19 protein-coding genes and 1 pseudogene are annotated in these 17,233 nt (G+C 62.9%); 11 read left to right on the top strand and 9 right to left on the bottom strand.

Annotation, left to right across the window (positions count from 1 at the left end; genetic code table 11):
• Both fliM and fliL read right to left on the bottom strand, forming a co-directional pair.
• Window positions 1-365, bottom strand: a pseudogene (gene fliM / locus Q0S16_RS23955) (flagellar motor switch protein FliM); the annotation flags it as partial.
• 17 nt (window positions 366-382) lie between these two features.
• Window positions 383-868, bottom strand: coding sequence for a flagellar basal body-associated protein FliL (gene fliL, locus Q0S16_RS23950; protein WP_295854231.1), 486 nt, complete (start codon window positions 866-868; stop codon window positions 383-385).
• Window positions 869-1,227: 359 nt separating this feature from the next.
• On the opposite strand from fliL, the gene flgF reads away from it, so the two are divergent.
• The 7 genes from flgF to Q0S16_RS23915 all read left to right on the top strand — a co-directional run bounded on the left by flgF (window position 1,228) and on the right by Q0S16_RS23915 (window position 7,806).
• On the top strand, window positions 1,228-1,992 hold the full coding sequence (gene flgF, locus Q0S16_RS23945) for a flagellar basal-body rod protein FlgF (RefSeq protein ID WP_295854228.1): 765 nt from the start codon (window positions 1,228-1,230) through the stop codon (window positions 1,990-1,992).
• A 10-nt stretch (window positions 1,993-2,002) separates the two neighbouring features.
• Complete coding sequence (gene flgG, locus Q0S16_RS23940; RefSeq protein WP_295854225.1) at window positions 2,003-2,791, top strand: flagellar basal-body rod protein FlgG; 789 nt, start codon at window positions 2,003-2,005, stop codon at window positions 2,789-2,791.
• An 11-nt stretch (window positions 2,792-2,802) separates the two neighbouring features.
• Complete coding sequence (gene flgA, locus Q0S16_RS23935) at window positions 2,803-3,849, top strand: flagellar basal body P-ring formation chaperone FlgA (protein ID WP_295854222.1); 1,047 nt, start codon at window positions 2,803-2,805, stop codon at window positions 3,847-3,849.
• 34 nt (window positions 3,850-3,883) lie between these two features.
• Window positions 3,884-4,633, top strand: a complete 750-nt coding sequence (gene flgH, locus Q0S16_RS23930; RefSeq protein ID WP_295854219.1) for a flagellar basal body L-ring protein FlgH — start codon at window positions 3,884-3,886, stop codon at window positions 4,631-4,633.
• A 222-nt stretch (window positions 4,634-4,855) separates the two neighbouring features.
• Entirely contained in the window at window positions 4,856-5,851 is a 996-nt protein-coding gene (locus Q0S16_RS23925; RefSeq protein ID WP_295854216.1) for a DUF808 domain-containing protein, read from the top strand.
• 28 nt (window positions 5,852-5,879) lie between these two features.
• A complete protein-coding gene (locus Q0S16_RS23920) occupies window positions 5,880-6,584 on the top strand; it encodes a pentapeptide repeat-containing protein (RefSeq protein ID WP_295854213.1) in 705 nt (234 codons plus the stop codon).
• 166 nt (window positions 6,585-6,750) lie between these two features.
• Window positions 6,751-7,806 carry a 2-dehydropantoate 2-reductase N-terminal domain-containing protein gene (locus Q0S16_RS23915; RefSeq protein WP_295854203.1) on the top strand — a complete coding sequence of 352 codons (1,056 nt, stop codon included), beginning with the start codon at window positions 6,751-6,753 and terminating at the stop codon, window positions 7,804-7,806.
• Between the two features lie 417 nt (window positions 7,807-8,223).
• Here the strand turns inward: Q0S16_RS23915 and dksA are convergent, their stop codons facing one another.
• Window positions 8,224-8,589, bottom strand: a complete 366-nt coding sequence (dksA, locus tag Q0S16_RS23910; RefSeq protein WP_295854200.1) for an RNA polymerase-binding protein DksA — start codon at window positions 8,587-8,589, stop codon at window positions 8,224-8,226.
• Window positions 8,590-8,851: 262 nt separating this feature from the next.
• Complete coding sequence (locus tag Q0S16_RS23905) at window positions 8,852-9,262, bottom strand: flagellar assembly protein FliX (RefSeq protein WP_295854197.1); 411 nt, start codon at window positions 9,260-9,262, stop codon at window positions 8,852-8,854.
• 326 nt (window positions 9,263-9,588) lie between these two features.
• On the opposite strand from Q0S16_RS23905, the gene Q0S16_RS23900 reads away from it, so the two are divergent.
• The 4 genes from Q0S16_RS23900 to Q0S16_RS23885 all read left to right on the top strand — a co-directional run bounded on the left by Q0S16_RS23900 (window position 9,589) and on the right by Q0S16_RS23885 (window position 12,097).
• Window positions 9,589-10,713: a flagellar basal body P-ring protein FlgI gene (locus Q0S16_RS23900; protein ID WP_295854194.1), complete on the top strand. Its 1,125-nt coding sequence runs from the start codon at window positions 9,589-9,591 to the stop codon at window positions 10,711-10,713.
• The gene (flgJ, locus tag Q0S16_RS23895; protein WP_295854191.1) at window positions 10,713-11,063 is read left to right on the top strand and encodes a flagellar assembly peptidoglycan hydrolase FlgJ; all 351 of its coding nucleotides are present in this window, start codon (window positions 10,713-10,715) and stop codon (window positions 11,061-11,063) included. Before Q0S16_RS23900 ends, flgJ begins: the two co-directional genes overlap by 1 nt.
• Before the next feature lie 17 nt (window positions 11,064-11,080).
• Entirely contained in the window at window positions 11,081-11,584 is a 504-nt protein-coding gene (locus Q0S16_RS23890; RefSeq protein ID WP_295854189.1) for a hypothetical protein, read from the top strand.
• A 138-nt stretch (window positions 11,585-11,722) separates the two neighbouring features.
• A complete protein-coding gene (locus Q0S16_RS23885) occupies window positions 11,723-12,097 on the top strand; it encodes a hypothetical protein (protein WP_295854186.1) in 375 nt (124 codons plus the stop codon).
• 18 nt (window positions 12,098-12,115) lie between these two features.
• On the opposite strand, the gene Q0S16_RS23880 is transcribed toward Q0S16_RS23885, so the two are convergent.
• The 5 genes from Q0S16_RS23880 to Q0S16_RS23860 form a co-directional block, all read right to left on the bottom strand.
• The gene (locus Q0S16_RS23880) at window positions 12,116-12,475 is read right to left on the bottom strand and encodes a hypothetical protein (protein WP_295854183.1); all 360 of its coding nucleotides are present in this window, start codon (window positions 12,473-12,475) and stop codon (window positions 12,116-12,118) included.
• A 105-nt stretch (window positions 12,476-12,580) separates the two neighbouring features.
• Window positions 12,581-12,946 (bottom strand): flagellar biosynthesis regulator FlaF, encoded by a 366-nt coding sequence (gene flaF / locus Q0S16_RS23875; protein WP_295854179.1) that lies wholly within the window; start codon window positions 12,944-12,946, stop codon window positions 12,581-12,583.
• A gap of 3 nt (window positions 12,947-12,949) precedes the next feature.
• Window positions 12,950-13,327: a flagellar biosynthesis repressor FlbT gene (gene flbT, locus Q0S16_RS23870; RefSeq protein WP_295854176.1), complete on the bottom strand. Its 378-nt coding sequence runs from the start codon at window positions 13,325-13,327 to the stop codon at window positions 12,950-12,952.
• Between the two features lie 220 nt (window positions 13,328-13,547).
• A complete protein-coding gene (locus tag Q0S16_RS23865; RefSeq protein WP_295854173.1) occupies window positions 13,548-15,803 on the bottom strand; it encodes a DUF1522 domain-containing protein in 2,256 nt (751 codons plus the stop codon).
• Between the two features lie 379 nt (window positions 15,804-16,182).
• Window positions 16,183-17,233: flagellin (locus tag Q0S16_RS23860; protein ID WP_295854170.1), on the bottom strand; the 1,051-nt coding region annotated here is incomplete at its 5' end.

The following is a 17,233-nucleotide window of genomic DNA, read 5'->3' as shown; positions in this document are numbered from 1 at the left end:
CTCGTCGTCATCAGCCGCACCAGGCGGTCGAACACGATTTCGAGCATCGGCAGACGCTCATAGGACACCATCGAGGAATCGATGATGGCGCGAATGCCGGAATTTTCGTCGAGATTGATTTCACCAACGCTGAAGCCCAGCAGATTGTCGATTTCTTCCTGCGACAGAACGCGCTCGCCGCCGTTCTTGCCGCCGCCGAGATCGCGCCCGCCATCCTCGACCATGGCGGCCCATTGCTCGGCCATGGTCCCGGTAAGTTCGTTTTCGGCAGCAGCCTTCGCGGCCTCAACGGGGTCCTCTGAATCCAGAGAAGCTTCCCATTCGGCGGCAATGGCATCCTGGTCCATTTGCTCCTGGCTGGCCATGATCTAGTTCCGTTCCGTCACTGGATCAGGATTTCTTTGAACAGCACGGCGTTAACCTGGTTTGGCGCGACCGCGGCGTTGACGCGACGTGTCAGCTCCTCCTTGAGTCGGAACATGCCGATCGAGCCGTTAAGGTCGGTGGCGCGCAACTCGCGCAAATAGGTCTGGCACATGTCGGTGATCCGCGGCATCGCCGGCGTGATCTGCGGCACCTGCAGGGCATCCTTCACTTCGAGCACGACCTTGGCCTTCAGATACTGCACGCGCTCGCCGGGCTGGCCGGCCAAGTTGACCAGGATTTCCGGCACGTCGATGAAGGACGGCAACTTCGGTGGAGCCACCTCGACATGATCTTCCTTGGGATGACTGAACATGAAGAAGTAGACGCCGCCGCCGGCGGCCAGCAACAGGATCCCGACAGCGATCGCAATTAGCTTGAACTTGCCCTTTGCCGACGCGCTATCGCCGGCGGAGGGAACGCCCTCGGAATCATTATCTGCCATCGCCTGCCAGCCCGTTGTGGGATGGGCTCGATGCTGCCAAGCAGTTTCAAAACGCGATACAAATGCTGCCAGCGCCCAAGGCCCTGTTAATTGTGACGCTAGGTCGCAATGGTTAATGGAACCTTTCTTTTGCTGAACAGGTAGGAAAATTTTGCCGGACAAAGATGGTCAACAAGACCTTTCTGCCGCCCCTGCCCGGCGGCGCAAAAATACCAACATACTGAAATAACTGTTCTATTTGGCTTGGCACGGGTTTCGCTACTCTGTCTGTGAACCGCGGCTTGGGAGAGCTTGTGCGGTTCGCAGGATCCACGGTCCGCCTGGGAGGGCGGGTCGGGGAAACCAGGGGAGATTAACCGGTGGAGAATACAGGCCTCATCGGACTTTCGCGGCAAATGACGCTGGAGCGACAGCTCGACGTCGTCGCGAACAACATCGCCAACATCAACACGACCGGCTTCAAGGCCGACAAGTCGCTGTTCGAGGAATATCTGCGCTCGGGCGCCCACGAGGATAATTTCGTCGGTCGCGACCGCCGCGTCAGCTTCGTGCAGGACCGCGCCACGCTACACGACTTCGCCGCCGGCCCCTCCGAGCAGACCAAAAACCCGCTCGACGTCGCCATCGACGGCAACGCCTTCCTGGTGGTGCAGACGCCGGCCGGCGAACGCTACACCCGCGACGGCAGCATGCAGATCAATGCCCAGGGCCAGCTGGTCAACGCCGCCGGCGCGCCGGTGCTCGGCACCTCTGGACCGATCGTGTTCCAGCCGGGCGACAAGAACATCAACATCGCCGCCGACGGCAACATCACCGTGCTGGAAGGCGTCAACCGCATCGACTCGGTGCGCGGCAAGCTTCGCCTCGTCAGCGTCCCGGATTCGCAGAAGCTGGTGAAGGAAGGCTCGAACCTGTATTCGGCGCCGCCCGGCAGCACCCCGACGCCTTCGCTGACCGCGAGGGTCAACCAGGGCTTCATCGAAAAATCCAACGTCAATTCCGTGATGGAAATGACCCGCATGATCGATGTCACCCGCGCCTACACGCAAATCTCCGCGATGCTGCTGTCGCAGGGCGATCTGCGCAAATCCGCGATTGAAAAACTCGCCGACGTTCCGGCCTAAGGATTAAACCATGCGCGCTCTTTACACCGCGGCGACCGGTATGGCGGCCCAGGAACTCAACGTTCAGGTCATCTCCAACAACATCGCGAACATGCGCACCACCGGCTACAAGAAGCAGGCGGCCGCGTTCCAGGATCTGATCTACGACCATGTCCGCCGGGTCGGCGCGCAGGCCTCCGACCAGGGCACCATCATCCCGGTCGGCGTCGACATCGGCGGCGGCGTGAAGACCGTCGGCACCCCGCGCATGATGACGCAGGGCACGCTGTCACCGACCGGCGGCGACCTCGACATCGCGATCCGCGGCGAAGGCTTCTTCAAGATCCAGATGACCGACGGCACCTTCACCTACACCCGTGACGGCACCTTCACCACCGACAACACCGGCCGCATCGTCAACTCGCAGGGCAATCCGCTGCAGCCGACCATCACCCTTCCGGCGGCATCCTCCGGCCTGACCATCAGCGCCGCCGGCCAGGTCTCGGTGACGACCGCCGGCTCGACCACCCCGCAGATCCTGGGCACGATCGGCCTGACCCGCTTCATCAACAAGGCCGGCCTGCAGCCGATCGGCGACAATCTGTTCACCGACACCCCGGCCTCCGGCGCGCCGCAGGACGGCGTCGCCAATGCCGACGGCTTCGGCGACATGCAGCAGCGCAACCTCGAACAGGCCAATGTCGAAGTGGTCACGGAAATTTCCGACCTGATCGCCGCGCAGCGCGCCTACGAGATGAACGCCAAGGTGATCAGCGCCGCCGACCAGATGCTGCAGTCCACCTCCGGCATGTTCCGCTAGGGAGAATGATGATGACGATGCGCGCCCTCCTCCTCGCCTCCGCTTTGGTTGCCGCCGCCACCGCCACGGCGCTCGGCCAGACCCGCGACGACATCATCGTCGCTCCGGTGCTGCGCGCGAACGTCACCGTATCCAGCGATGTGGTCCGGATCGGCGATGTGATCGACAATGCCGGGCCGACCGCGCAGATCGCGATCTACCGCGCCCCCGATCTCGGCACGGTCGGCACGCTGTCGACCGCGCAGGTGATCGCCACGCTACGCGCGCATCAGGTGATCGGGGTCGACACCAAGGACCTGCGCAGCATCACCATCACCCGGCTGTCGCGCAGTCTGGACAGCAAGGAAATCGAGAACCAGGTGGCGATGGCGCTGGAAGGCCGCAACGGTCTTGGCGCGGCGGCCAGTCTCAGCCTCACCTTCGACCGCGATGTGCAGAGCCTGCAGCTCGACGCCGCCAGCAGCGGCATGCTGCAGCCGATCACGACGCGCTTCGACGCCCGCAGCGGTCGCTTCGACATCACCTTCTCGATCGGTAGCGAAAGCACTGCCGCGCCGACCCGGCTGCGCTTCACCGGCACCGCCGTCGAGACCGTCGAGGCCGCCGTGCTGGCACGCGGTGTCGAACGCAACGAGGTACTGAAAGCCTCCGACGTCATCATCGAGCGTCGCCCGAAGGCCGAGGTCGGCAATGATCTGGCCAGCCGCGACCGCGCCGTGGGCATGCAGTCGCGCCGCCAGCTGCGCGCCGGCCAGGCCCTGAAGACCGCCGATCTAGCCAAGCCCGATCTGGTGGTGCGCGACCAGGCGGTGACGCTGGTCTATGAATCCGCCGGGCTCTATTTGACCATTCGCGGCAAGGCGCTGGAGGGCGGCACCGAGGGCGACGTCGTCAACGTATTAAATTTGCAGTCCAAACGCACCGTATCCGGTGTCGTGGTGGGTCGTGGCCAAGTCGCGGTCGCGGTGCCCGGCCCACGCCTAGCACCGGTCAGCGAGGCGCCAGCGCCTGCCAAGACATCCGAAGTCGCCGCTCCCACGGCCGTCGCCATCAACTAACGCACGCCTGTTCTCGAAAAGCTGAGTCCTGTTCATGTACACGTTCAACCGCCCCCTTCTGACCGCCGCGTTGCTGGCGACGGGCCTTGCAACCAGCGGATGCTCGTCGCTCGAACGACTGAGCGCGATCGGCGAGAAACCGACGCTGACCGCGATCGAAAATCCGGTCGCGCAGCCGGGCTACAAGCCGGTGCAGATGCCGATGCCGAAACCGGAAGTCGCATCCTACAACGCCAATTCGCTGTGGCGATCCGGCTCGCGCGCCTTCTTCAAGGACCAGCGCGCGCACCAGGTCGGCGACATTCTGACCGTCACCGTGAACTTCACCGACAAGGCCAACATCGCCAACGAGACCCAGCGCAGCCGTACCAACAAGGAGGATTCCGGTATCACCGATTTCGCCGGCAGCAAGCTGCTGACCGGTAGCGCCGCGTCCGTTCTCCCCGGACGCCTGCTGACCGCCGACGGAACTTCGTCGAGCGACGGCAAGGGCTCGGTGGCGCGGCAGGAAAACCTGCAGACCAGCGTCGCCGCCGTGGTGACGCAGCTGCTGCCTAACGGCAATCTCGTCGTCGAAGGCAAGCAGGAAATCCGCGTCAATTATGAAATCCGCGAGCTGATCGTCGCCGGCATCGTCCGCCCCGAGGACATCCAGAGCGACAACACCATCGACAGCGCCAAGATCGCGCAGGCCCGTATCGCCTATGGCGGCCGCGGCCAGATCTCCGATGTGCAGCAGCCGCGCTACGGCCAGCAGGTGATGGACGTGTTGCTGCCATTCTAGGATTTCAAGAGCTCCCACACTTCGTCCAGCGCTCCCACGCCATGAAGTGTCCTACGCAAAAGCCTTTGTCAGCTCCCCTGACAAAGGCTTTTGTCGTTCGCGGCGCTGTGCGACAGGATGGCGCAGGGCGGCCAGCGCTTCGGATTGAACACCAGCGGGTCTGGCGGATTACACCGGGGCCTTGATCACGCCGATCGTCGGTACCTCCAACCAGAGACTTTCATGAGCATCGGACTAATCGCGCTTCTCGACGACATCGCTGCGCTGGCGAAGGTGGCGGCGGCTTCCGTTGACGACATCGCTGGGCAAGCCGCCAAGGCCGGTGCCAAGGCGGCCGGCGTGGTGATTGACGACGCCGCGGTCACGCCGCGGTATCTGGTCGGCTTCGATGCCGCGCGCGAACTGCCGATCGTACGCAAGATTGCGGTAGGGTCGCTGCGCAATAAGCTGCTGTTCCTGTTGCCGGCCGCCCTGCTGCTCAGCCTGTTCGCGCCGTGGGCGATCACGCCGCTGCTGATGGCCGGCGGCGCCTATCTGTGTTTCGAAGGCACCGAGAAGGTGACGGAAGCAGTCATGCCGCATGAGGCGCCGGATGCCGGCGCGGTGCGAACGTTGGCGATCGATCCAGTGACGATGGAAGACGACAAGGTCGCCAGCGCGATCAAGACCGACTTCATCCTGTCGGCGGAAATCATGGCCATCACGCTCGCGGCGATCCCGGCGGGATCGCTTGCCACGCGTGCACTCGTACTCGCGATGGTCGGCATTGCCATCACCGTGCTTGTCTATGGCGGTGTCGCCCTGATCGTGAAAGCGGATGACATCGGCCTGGCGCTGGCAAACAATAATCGCGCATCGTGGTGGGGACGCGGCAAGGCCGGGTTCGGCCGCGCGCTGGTGCTGGGCATGCCGCATTTTTTACGCCTGCTGGGCATCGTCGGAACGGCGGCGATGATCTGGGTCGGCGGCGGCATCGTCGTCCATGGCCTAGCCGAATACGGACTGTCGCAGATCGAGCACCTGATCGCAGCCGCGGCAACGCTGGCGGCCAGCGCGGTACCTGCCGCCGCCCAAGCGACAACATGGATCGTGACAGCGGCGGGATCAGGCGTGGTAGGTCTGCTGCTCGGCGTCGCGCTGATCCCGCTGGCCACCGGTATAGTGGCTCCAGTCTGGAGCTGGTTTCGCGGACAGGCCGGCAAGGCGCGCGGTGCATGAATTGAACAATCCAACGATCGGTACTCGCATGGCCGCCACTTTTTTCGATCCGACGTCCCGAACCAGAATCGAGCGCAAATCGCTATCGAGCGCGGAGGTCGCGGTGATCGCTGCGGATCGAGCGCCTGTGCTGCTGGTGGATTGCGATCTCGAAGATGCAGACCTGTCCCGTATCGACATGACAGACTGGCGGTTCGAGCATTGCGTGCTGAAGCGCGCCAATCTGACCGGCGTCGCGCTGGAGCGCGCCGAATTCGCCGGTTGCCGTGGGGCTTTTGCCAACTTCACCGCGGCCGAACTTGGCGAGGCCAAATTCCAGTCCAGCGATTTCAACAATGCGCGGTTCACCGGCGCGTCGCTATCTCAGGCGTCCTTCAATGGCTGCAAACTCACTGGCGCCGATTTCAGCCGCGCCAAAAACGTCGCCATTACGTTTTACGAAACGACGCTGTCTGCGGCAATCCTGGCTGGATTTTCGTTCCGGAAACACCGGCTGATCCGCGTCGATTTCAGCATGGCCGATCTCGCCAAATGCGACTTTCGCGACACCGTGTTTGAGGAGTCGAGCCTGCGCGAGGCAAATCTGGTCGACGCGCGGTTCGAAAGCGCTGACCTGCGCGGTGCCGACCTCGGCGGCCTGCGGCTCAACGATGCGCGAAAATTCAAGGGCGCGACCATCTCGCGGGGCCAGGCTGGCGAGCTGCTGGCGGAGCTTGGCCTTAAGGTCCGATAGTCCGCCGGTTTCCGCTATCCATGTTCTGGACCGTTGATGATCTGAACCGGATGCAAATCTGCCATCTGGATCGGCGTACGACGATAGGGTAGTGTCCGCGCGTTCATAAAAACAGGTGCCGGCGCCGCGGGCGAGGCATCAAGAATCGACATCCGGGGCGGAACATATGGCGCGAAACATTCTCATTCTCGGGGCCTCCTATGGCTCGCTGCTGGCCACCAAGCTGCTGATGGCCGGTCATAACGTCACGCTGGTTTGCCGCGGCAAGACCGCCGAACTCATCAACCGCGACGGCACCGAAGTCCGCATCAAGCTGCGCGACGAGCCGACCCATCGCGCCATTTTCTCGCGCGACCAGCCCGGCAAACTGGATGCGACCTCGCCCGGCGATGTCGTGCTGTCGCGCTACGATCTGGTCGGTCTGGCGATGCAGGAGCCGCAATACACCAACCACACCATCCGCGTACTGATGATCAAGATCGCGGCGGCGAAACTGCCCTGCCTGTCGATCATGAACATGCCGCCCTTGCCCTATCTGAAACGGATTCCGGCGCTGGCGGAGATGGACCTCGACGAGGCCTACACCAATGCGCAGGTGTGGGAACGCTTCGAACCGGGGCTGGTGACGCTGTGCTCGCCTGATCCGCAGGCCTTCCGCCCGCCGGAAGAGGCCGCCAATGTGCTGCATGTCGGTCTACCGACGAATTTCAAGGCAGCAGCCTTTGCCGACGACGCCCACAACAAGCTGCTGCGCGAGCTGGAGACAGACATCGACGCGGTGCGGCTCGATGGTCTCGACGTTCCGGTGAAGCTGAAAGTGTTCAACTCGCTGTTCGTGCCACTGGCGAAATGGTCAATGCTGCTGACCGGCAACTACCGCTGCATCACGCCCGAGGAGCCGCAGTCGATCCGCGACGCAGTGCATGGCGATCTGAAGGTCTCACAGTCGATCTATGACCACGTCGACGCGGTGGCGCGACGGCTGGGCGCCGACCCTCAGGATCAGGTACCGTTCGCAAAATACGCCAAGGCGGCCGAGAGCCTGCTGAAGCCTTCGTCGGCAGCCCGCGCGGTCGCCGCCGGCGCCCCCTTCATCGAGCGGGTGGACCTGCTGGTGAAACTGATCTCGCTGCGGCTAAACATGGCCAACGCCGACATCGACCGCACCGTGCAGATCGTTGATCAGAAACTCAACGAGCGGATCGAGGCCGGCGGCATATAAGCGCGATCTCTTTAGGTCGAATCGCCATCTCCTCCTCCGTCATTACGAGCCCGGGATAAGTCGGCTATGCCGAACTATCCCGGAGCAAAGCAATCCAGAAAGCGACAAGCGAAGACTGGATTGCTTCATCGCAAGAGCTCAGAGGAAAGCCAATTGGCTTTCCCCTGAGCCCGCAATGACGGAGCAGAAGTTGCGAACCAACTTAAAATCATACCGTTACAGGATGCCGGTAGTGAACCTGCAACGGCACTCATTATTATGCTCGCGCCGCTTCCGGGCATCTCGAACAATAAATAACTGAACTACAGGCGGTTGTGTTTGCGCAAGCGCCCGCGAGACACGGACGTGGTCGACGCATCGTCCCAGTACAAATGAGAACGGCCGCCTTGCGGGGCGGCCGTTTTAATTTTCAGCAACCTACTCGTCGCGATAGACTTTCTCGCGCTTCTCGTGGCGCTCCTGGGCTTCGACCGAGAGCGTAGCGATCGGGCGGGCCTCAAGGCGCTTCAGCGAGATCGGCTCGCCGGTCTCTTCGCAATAGCCGTAGGTATTCTCGTCGATGCGCTGCATCGCGGCGTCGATCTTGGAGATCAGCTTGCGTTGCCGGTCGCGCGCGCGCAGTTCTATGGCGCGATCGGTTTCCGAAGACGCGCGGTCGGCGAGGTCGGGGTGGTTGACGTTTTCTTCTTGCAGCGTCTGCAGCGTGACGCGGGATTCGCGTAAAATTTCTTCCTTCCAGGCCAGCAATTTACCGCGAAAGTAATCGCGCTGGCGATCGTTCATGAAAGGCTCTTTGTCGGAAGGTCGATAGCTTTTCAACTTGTCCAAGGCCAATCCATCCGTCCATGCAAGGCGCCGGAAACTCCGGCCGCGCCGCAGCTTATATATCTACGTCATGTGACAGACAATATCGCCATTTGGGCCAAAAGCCCGTCAGCCACAGGGTTTTCGCTGGGAACCCGGACCGGGCGCGATGCAGCGGTGGCGGGCCTGGACTTTGCTCAGAGGCGAACCGGGGCGGCGCCCGAACAGGGCCGGACCGTGGTCAGACCTGACCAGCCTTGGCAAGTTCAACCTCGACCCGGAGCTCGATCTCCGACAGTACGGCGTCGAGCCCGGCATCGCCGGACGACGATTTCAGATCCGCCGCCGCGGCGCGCAGCCGCGCCACCGTTGCCGGATTGAACGAGCCCATCAGCAGGCCTAGTTTGAGATCGTCGAGCACATCGAGCGCGCCGCGGCCGCGCGCGACCGAGCGCTTGCGGCGCTCCATCGGATCCTCCACCCCCTGCATTGCCATCAGGGCGTCGAGGCTGGCGGCTGGCCGCGGCTGCAACGTCGGACGGGTCTCGGTGGGCGCCGCCGCATCCGGCAACGAGAAGCCGGTGGAACTGGTCCGCTTCGTGGGCGCGGAGGGCGAGCCGAGAGTGGTGCCGTTCGGTCCATAAATGCGCATCGACGTATCCAGCGAGGGGGGACGGCCGGCCTGGCCGCGGGGCGGCTTGCCCGTCGAGGGCTAGCACGACGGCGTAAACGGAACCCCATCCAGAAGGGTCGTCTTTTATGGTTAATCATTGGTAAACGGCCCGGCAAAAATTGCCGCGGGCGGCAGTTTTGCCACCACGCCGGAACTTCTCCCGACTTCCCAGAATGCGATATTTCGTAACGATTTCAACGATTTGTATCGCCAAACCGTACTGGCACGGCACTCGCATAGTTAAGGCTGGATCCTCGCCATGGCAGTGGCAAGGGGTCCGGATCTACCTCAGCGGGGAGCAGAGGATGCCTAGCCTACCTTCGGCGAGAATCACCTGGACGGTCTGCACGGCGCTGCTGGCGCTGGCGCTGTCCATGGTGTCCGCGCAGGCCACGTCGCGGATCAAGGATCTCGCCAATATCGAAGGCGTGCGGCAGAATCAGCTGATCGGCTACGGCCTCGTGGTCGGCCTCAATGGTACTGGCGACACCCTCAACAACATTCCTTTCACCAAGCAGTCGCTGCAGGCGATGCTGGAACGGATGGGCGTCAATATCCGCGGCGCCACCATCCGCACCGGCAACGTCGCCGCCGTGATGGTCACCGGCAACCTGCCCGCCTTCGGCACCCAGGGCACCCGGATGGACGTCACCGTCTCGGCGCTCGGTGATTCCAAAAACCTGATGGGCGGCACCCTGCTCGTCACTCCCCTGCTCGGCGCCGATGGCAACGTCTACGCCGTGGCGCAGGGCTCGCTGGCCATTGGTGGCTTCGCCGCTGAAGGCGCCGCCGCCTCCGTCACCCGCGGTGTGCCGACCGTCGGCCGCATCGCCAATGGCGCCATCATCGAACGCGAGATCGAATTCGCCCTCAACCGGCTGCCCAGCGTCCGGCTGGCGCTGCGCAATCCCGACTTCACCACCGCCAAGCGCATCGCCGCGGCGGTCAACGACTTCCTGGGATCGAAGACCGCCGAACCGATCGATCCGTCGACGGTGCAGATGGCGATCCCGCCGGAATTCAAGGGCAATGTGGTGGCCCTGCTCACCGAGATCGAGCAGTTGCAGGTCGAGCCGGATCTGGCCGCCAAGATCATCATCGACGAGCGCTCCGGGATCATCGTGATGGGCCGCGACGTCCGCGTCGCCACCGTCGCCGTGGCACAGGGCAACCTGACCGTCACCATCTCCGAAGGGGCCAATGTCAGCCAGCCCGCGGCCTTGTCGAACGGCCGAACCGTGACCACCCCCACCACGCGGGTCGGCGTCTCCGAGGACGGCAAGAAGCTGGCGCTGGTCAAGGACGGCGTCTCGCTGCAGCAACTGGTCGATGGCCTCAACGGCCTGGGCATCGGCCCGCGTGACCTGATCGGCATCCTGCAGGCCATCAAGGCCGCCGGCGCGATCCAGGCCGACATCGAGGTGATGTGATGATGGTTCATGGCGCCGCCGCTGCGGCCTACCAGGCCAAGCACCCGACCATCAATGGCCGGCCCGATGTGCTGCTGACCGACGCGCTGGCCAAGGTGTCGCCGGAAGCGCAGAAAAAGTCGCGCGTACAGTCGGAGGATTTCGAAGCGATGTTCATCAATTCGATGTTCTCGCAGATGACGTCCGGCGTGAAGGGCGAAGGCCCTTTCGGCGAGACCACCGGTACCGGCGTCTGGCGCTCGATGCTCACCGAGCAATATTCCAAGGCGTTCGCGAAGGCCGGCGGCATCGGTATTTCCAGCGACGTGTTTCGCACGCTCATTCTTCAACAGGCCAACCGCGCCAGCTGATCTCCGAGGACACCATCATGAATCAAGCGCAACGCCAGCCCGCACCCGCCGCGCCGATCGCCGCGCCGCCGCGACCCGCCGCTACCCCGGTCGAGGCGCGCAAGCTCGCCGAGTCCATGATGGATGCGATGAACAACTTGCTCGCGGTGATCGAGCAGGAAACCGCGCTGGTGCGTGCCGGCAAGGTGCGCGAGGCGATTCTGCTGGAGTCGAAAAAGAACGAGATGTCGCATCGCTATATCGCGATGATCACGTTGATGAAGAACAGCCAGAAATATCTAGCGCAGGCGACGCCCGATCTGCTCTCCGCGCTGCGCCGTCACCACGACGTGTTCCGCGCCATGCTGCAGGTCAACCTGACCGTGCTTGCCACCGCGCACGCGGTGTCGGAAGGCATCATTCGCGGCGTCAATGCCGAGGTCCAGAAGCGCAATATTCCGCAGACCTACACCGCCGCCGGCCAGCGCGCGCAACCCGGCCGCGGCAACATGACACCGATTGTCGTCAACCGATCGACGTAATGGCGGCCGAAGCGCCGATACGTTACTATTATTTGAATCAAATCGTCGCCGGAAGGTAAGCAACGCCTTCACGCGATTGCGACATACTGAGGTTTGGGAAGGGGTCGGGATCCATCCAATGGAGGCCAGGAGGCTGCCATGGCAACCGACTTTAGCATCAAACCGGTGGGGGCACCGGTCGCCACACCGATTCTCCGGCCCGTGCCCGACGCGGTGCGCGCGGCTGTGCCCACACAACTGCCGCCGGACAAGAGCGTAACCGCGGCCGAGCCGCTGCTGCGCGCCAACATTTCCGCCAGCAATTATCAGCAGGTCGACAGCGATCGGATCTCGCGGGAAGTGCTCGTCGACCGCGATGCCGCCGAGGTCGTTTATGTCTCGGTAGACAAGAAAACCAACCAGGTCATCAATCAGTTTCCGGAAGAGTCCCGGCTCCGCGCCCGCGCCTATCTCCGCGCGCAGGACACGGCCAAGCTGGAAGTCCGGAAGATCGAGACCGATCGCCGGGCCTGATCGATGAGGCCCACGACGTCAGGCCTTGCGTAGCGCCTGCGCGGTGTCGAGAAAGGTGCTGTTGGTCACGGGGTCGGTCACCGCGTTCTTGATGGTCGCCTTGTTGGCGCCAGCCAGCGCGAATTTGGTATCGCCGATCCGGAATCCCCCATCCTTGATCAGCACCTGCTGATACTTGACCGTACCGGCGCTGCTGTACTTCACCTGCGCGCGAAAACCCGAAATCTGCGAAACATCGATTTCGAAGGTCTTCTTGTTGGCGTAGGTGCCACTCCAGTTACCCTTGTAGAGAGCGGGATCGACGGCGACGTATTTGGTCGAGGTCGTCGGCACCTTGGTGGTGTAGCCGCTGGAGAGAATGCTCAAGATGTCGGCCATGACGGATCCTTCATGCCTGCGCAACGACTGGAATCGCTACGAATATGGCTGCCGCAGTAGGCGGCCCGGGTTCTTAAGACCCGGTTAAGCGACCCCCGCGGCGTTTCAGACGCGACCGCTGAGACCCGCCGCGATGTTACGGTTGATGTCGATCAGCGACTGCAATTTTTCGACTTCCGGCTTCAGCTTCAGCGCGGCGCACTGCGTTAGCACGAAGATGCCGATATTGGCGATGTTCTGGCGAATCTCGATCGGCTGCGGGCTGGCATTGTCCATCGCATCGCCAAGAAAGATCGACCACAGCTTGCGATTGAACATCAGCGCGTCTTCGAGGCCCTCATCCGTGGCGGCCCAGTTCTGCATCACGTCCTGCAGCTTGCGGGCCGCCTTCAACAGCGCCTGAGCTTCGATGTCGCGGGGGCTTGCCGTGGTTCGTGCGGTCCGCGCGTAAGCCTGGGCACCAGTCGACATGCATTACCTCAGAAGATCGTCTTCGCGTTTCATAAGTACACGCAGTTCTCTGAGTGCTTTGTAAAGAGCGCCGCTTAAAATTAGATTACTTACCTCGGCCAATTGATCTCGAAAGCTGGGCACCGCTTCCATCAGATCCTTCATGAAACCAAGGTAGAGTTCCTGGTAGCCCGGGATATCGTTTTCCAGATACATCATCTGTACGCAGAGATAGATCCGCTTCACCGGCGTGGTCGCCGTCTCCGATGTGAGAATGTCCTTCTCGCGCAGGATCGGGGCATCGCCGTCGATCAGGAAGGCCGTGCGGGTATCCGAATTGGTGATGACGCTTTGCCCGATGATGATTCGTTCGCCCGGCTTCAGTTCGACTCGCAAAGGCATTCAGGTCTCCTCTTGCCGCGCCGGCCCGCACAGGGCCAGAATTAAACCCGACGGTATTGCGTGCCACATTATAGGCGAGCACACCATCTGGTTGACCTGAAATTACGCGGCGACGCCAAATAATACCAGCAATCCATTAATTCCGACGCGCTTGCACGTCCGCGAATACGAAAGCGGCGAGGTTTCCCTCGCCGCGTGTATCTGCTTCATGCCGACAGGATTACTGCAGCAGCTTGAGCACGCTCTGCTGCGACTGGTTGGCCAGCGCCAGCGCGGACACCGCGATCGACTGCCGGGTCGACAGCGCCTGGCTGTTGGCGGCTTCCTCATTGGTATCGGCGAGCGTCAGGTTGGACGAGCCGGTCGACAGCACGTTGATCAGGTTCTTGGCAAAATCCTGACGGATCTGCACGATCGACAGATTGGAGCCGAGCGTCGAGGCCTGCGAGCGCAGCGTGGTGCTGGCGGCGTTCAGCGCGGTCAGCGTCTTGTTGGCGGAAGCGTTGTCAATGAAGTCGGTACCGGAAATCAGCGTCGGAACGCCGAGGCCCGCCGGGGTAAGCTGGGTACCGGTGATGTTGAGCGTCGACTTGCCGGTCTCGTTGAACACCAGCTTCAGCGTATCGCCAGCCAGCAGATTGACGCCGTTGAACGAGGCGTCCTGCGAGGTAGTGGTGATCTGGGTAATGACGTTGTTGTACTGCGCGAGGAGATTGGCGCGGGTGGCCTGCGAGTTGATATCCACGATCGGCGGCTTGGCCGTGGTGAAGGTGAGCGCGGCTGTCGCCGTTCCGCCCATCACGCCGCCATCGGCCACCGAGCCCATGGTCGCGGACGCGTAGTCGTTGCCAGCGGAGATCTGCAGCATGCCGGTGGCGTCGAGCGTGGCATTCATGTTGTTGGCGAGCAACGCGACATTGAGCTGGGCCAGCGTCTTGACGGTGCCATTGGTGCCATCGCCGAAAGTAATGTTGACCGGCGTGCCGCCCTTGAAGGAGGAGAAGGTCAACGTGGTGCCGCTGACGCCGCCGATGCCGGCCGAGCGCGAGGCGGTGAACTCGGTATTGGTATTGGTATTGCCGGCGAGGCCGAGCGCGGCCAGCGCATTGCCGGTGCCGGTGATATCAAGGTCCTGCGTGGTACCGGTGCTGATCTTCAGCGCGCCACTGACAACCGACGAGGCCACGCCAGTGCCGGTGCCAAGCGTGAAGGCGCCGGTGGCGCCGACGGTCGCCTTCTGCGCGCCGGTGGCAACGTCGATGGCGGTCAGCACGTCGGACACCGCTGAGCTCTGCAGATAGACGGTGGAATTGCCGCTGCCATCAGTCACCACGCCGCCGAGCACGCCGGAGCCGGCCGCGACGTTGGCCGCCAACGGCGCCGTCGCGTTCCGGAAGGTGATGGTCTTGCCGTTGACGTTCAGCGTCGAGCCGTCCTGCACCAGGGTGCCGAGCGAGCCGGAGGTAATGGTGCGGCTCTGCGTCACGGTGACCGGACCTGAACCGACCGACGCGGTCAGGCCAAGCCCCTTGAGCAGATCGGCCTTGCCGGAAATGCTGAGGTCGGAGCCGGTGCCGGTGGTCAGGGTCAGGACGCCCGCGGCAATGGCGGCAGGAGACCCCGACGAGGTCGAGAGAGCGGCCACGCCGTTGGTGTTGACGGTTGACTTGACGCCGCTGGCGAGGTCGATCGCGTTGGTCAGATCCTGCACGGTCGCGGTCGGAGCGGCCGACGGGCCGAGATAGACCGTCGAATTGCCATTTCCGTCGGTGACAATGTTGCCGGATGTTCCGGAGCCCGCGGGCACGACCGCGGCGGCGACGGCGCCCGACCTGAAGGTAATGGTCTTGCCGTTGACCGTCATCGTATCGCCGTCGACCGGCATCGCGGTTGCGGGGATCGTCCCGGCTCCGGCGGTACCGCTGAGCTTGAGAGTCAGGGACAAGGATGCGGCGGTACCGGCGCCGTCAGGCGCGGCCGAGCCGACCAGCGAGGTGGATGTGGCGCCGAGCGTGGTGGTGCCGGTGATCGGGGTGGCGCCGCCGGCGGTGCCGTTGAAGATCACTTTGCTGATCGCGTTGGCGCTGGTGTAGCTGGTGGTGCCGCGCAGATCGTCGGTGGTGGCACCCGCGATGGTGGTGGAAGTATTGGATTTGGTCGAATACCCGACCGTGGTCTGCAGCGCCTGGTTCGCGATCGATTTCGCGGTATCTACGAGCTTCTGCAGCGAGGTGATGCCGGTGTTGGCCGCCTGCAGGATCTGCACGCCGTTGCCGATGCCGTCGAGCAGATTGTTGATGTCACTGGCGCGGCTGTCTAGCCCCGCGGCGGTGAAGAAGTTGGTCGGATTGTCGAGCGCCGAATTGACCTTCTTGCCGCTGGCCAACCGGTTCTGTGTGGTGGACAGCAGATCCGCGGTCGACTGCAGCGAAAGCAGATTCTGGCGAACCGATGCTGAGAGAACGACACCTGACATGATTTAACCCTCCTGATCCTCGCGGCACGCCGACCTTCAGTCGCGCGACGCATGGTCACATCACGGGCGAAACTTCGCCCAGACGCGGCCGGTGATATTTGACGCCCTTCTGGAAGAGGGATCTCGACGCACCCATGCGGGTGTCACCGGATCAATCGCGGCCGATTCTCGGCCTGCCTGCTTCCTGCTTAGCTGGACTATTGGCGGCTACCCTTTAATTTATGGTTAACACCCCCTTAAAACCCGGCAAAAAGTGTCCCAAAACGGCAAAGGCCCGGAAAGCATTGAGCTTTCCGGGCCTTTTTGAGAGGCGTTGATCGATAAAAAGACGGCGGGATTTCTCCCGCCGCCCGGTAGTGGGTACGTTATTTAACCGGAATCAGCGCAGCAGCTGCAACACGCCCTGCTGGGCGGTGTTGGCGAGCGACAGCGCGGAGACACCGATCGACTGGCGGGTCGACAGCGCCTGGCTGTTGGCCGCTTCCTCATTGGTGTCGGCGAGCGTCAGGTTCGACGCACCGGTCGTGAGCACGTTGATCAGGTTCTTGGAAAAATCCTGACGGATCTGCACGACAGACAGGTTTGAACCGAAGGATGAGGCCTGCGAGCGCAGCGTGGTGGCGGCGGTAGTCAGGCTGCTGAGAGTCTTGTTGACCGCCGCGTTGTCGGTGAAGTCCGTCCCGGCCGTCAGCTTGGAGAGGCCGAGGCCGCCAGGGCCAAAGCCGACGCCGGAGATGCTGAGCTTCGAGGTGCCGGTTTCGTTGAAGGTCAGCTTCAGCGTGTCACCATTCAGCAGGTTGACGCCGTTGAACGAGGAGTCCGCGGCCGTGGTGGTGATCTGGTCGATGACCTGGTTGTACTGCGCGATCAGGCTGGCGCGGGTGGCCTGAGAAGCCGGATCCGCCTGGGCGGTTGCGACCGTCTGACCTTTGAAGGCGCCGCCAACCGCGGTTACCGATGTTCCACCGATCGTACCGATGCTCGACGATGCGTAGTCGTTGGTCGTGGTGATGCTCAGCTTGCCGGTGGTGTCGAGGCTGGCCTGCAGATTGTTGCTCGCCAGAGCCGTATTGAGTTCATCGAGCGTATCGACCTGGTTGGCCCCCGTACCGAATGTGATGTTGGTCGCGACGCCACCAGCACCGGTCGCGCCGATGGTCAGGGTCTGCCCCTGGATCGGCGACGTACGCGCCTGCGTGACGCCAGTGCCGAGACCAAGCGCAGCCAGTGCCCCCGCGTTCGAGCTCGTGACCGACAGATCCGAAGCGGTGCCGGTGTTGAGCACAACCTTGCCGCCAGTCACCGTCGAACCCGTGCCACCGCTCAGAGCATCGATCTTGCTGAGCAAGCTGGCGACGTCCGAGGTGATGTCGATCTGGTTGGCGCCGGACGCCCCCGAGGCGGTGAAGGTCAGGATCTTGCCGTTGACG

Source organism: Tardiphaga sp. (assembly GCF_025356345.1).
GTDB lineage: Bacteria > Pseudomonadota > Alphaproteobacteria > Rhizobiales > Xanthobacteraceae > Tardiphaga.
The sequence above is the reverse complement of the archived record's forward strand: the minus strand, read 5'-3'. Positions and strand labels throughout refer to the sequence as shown.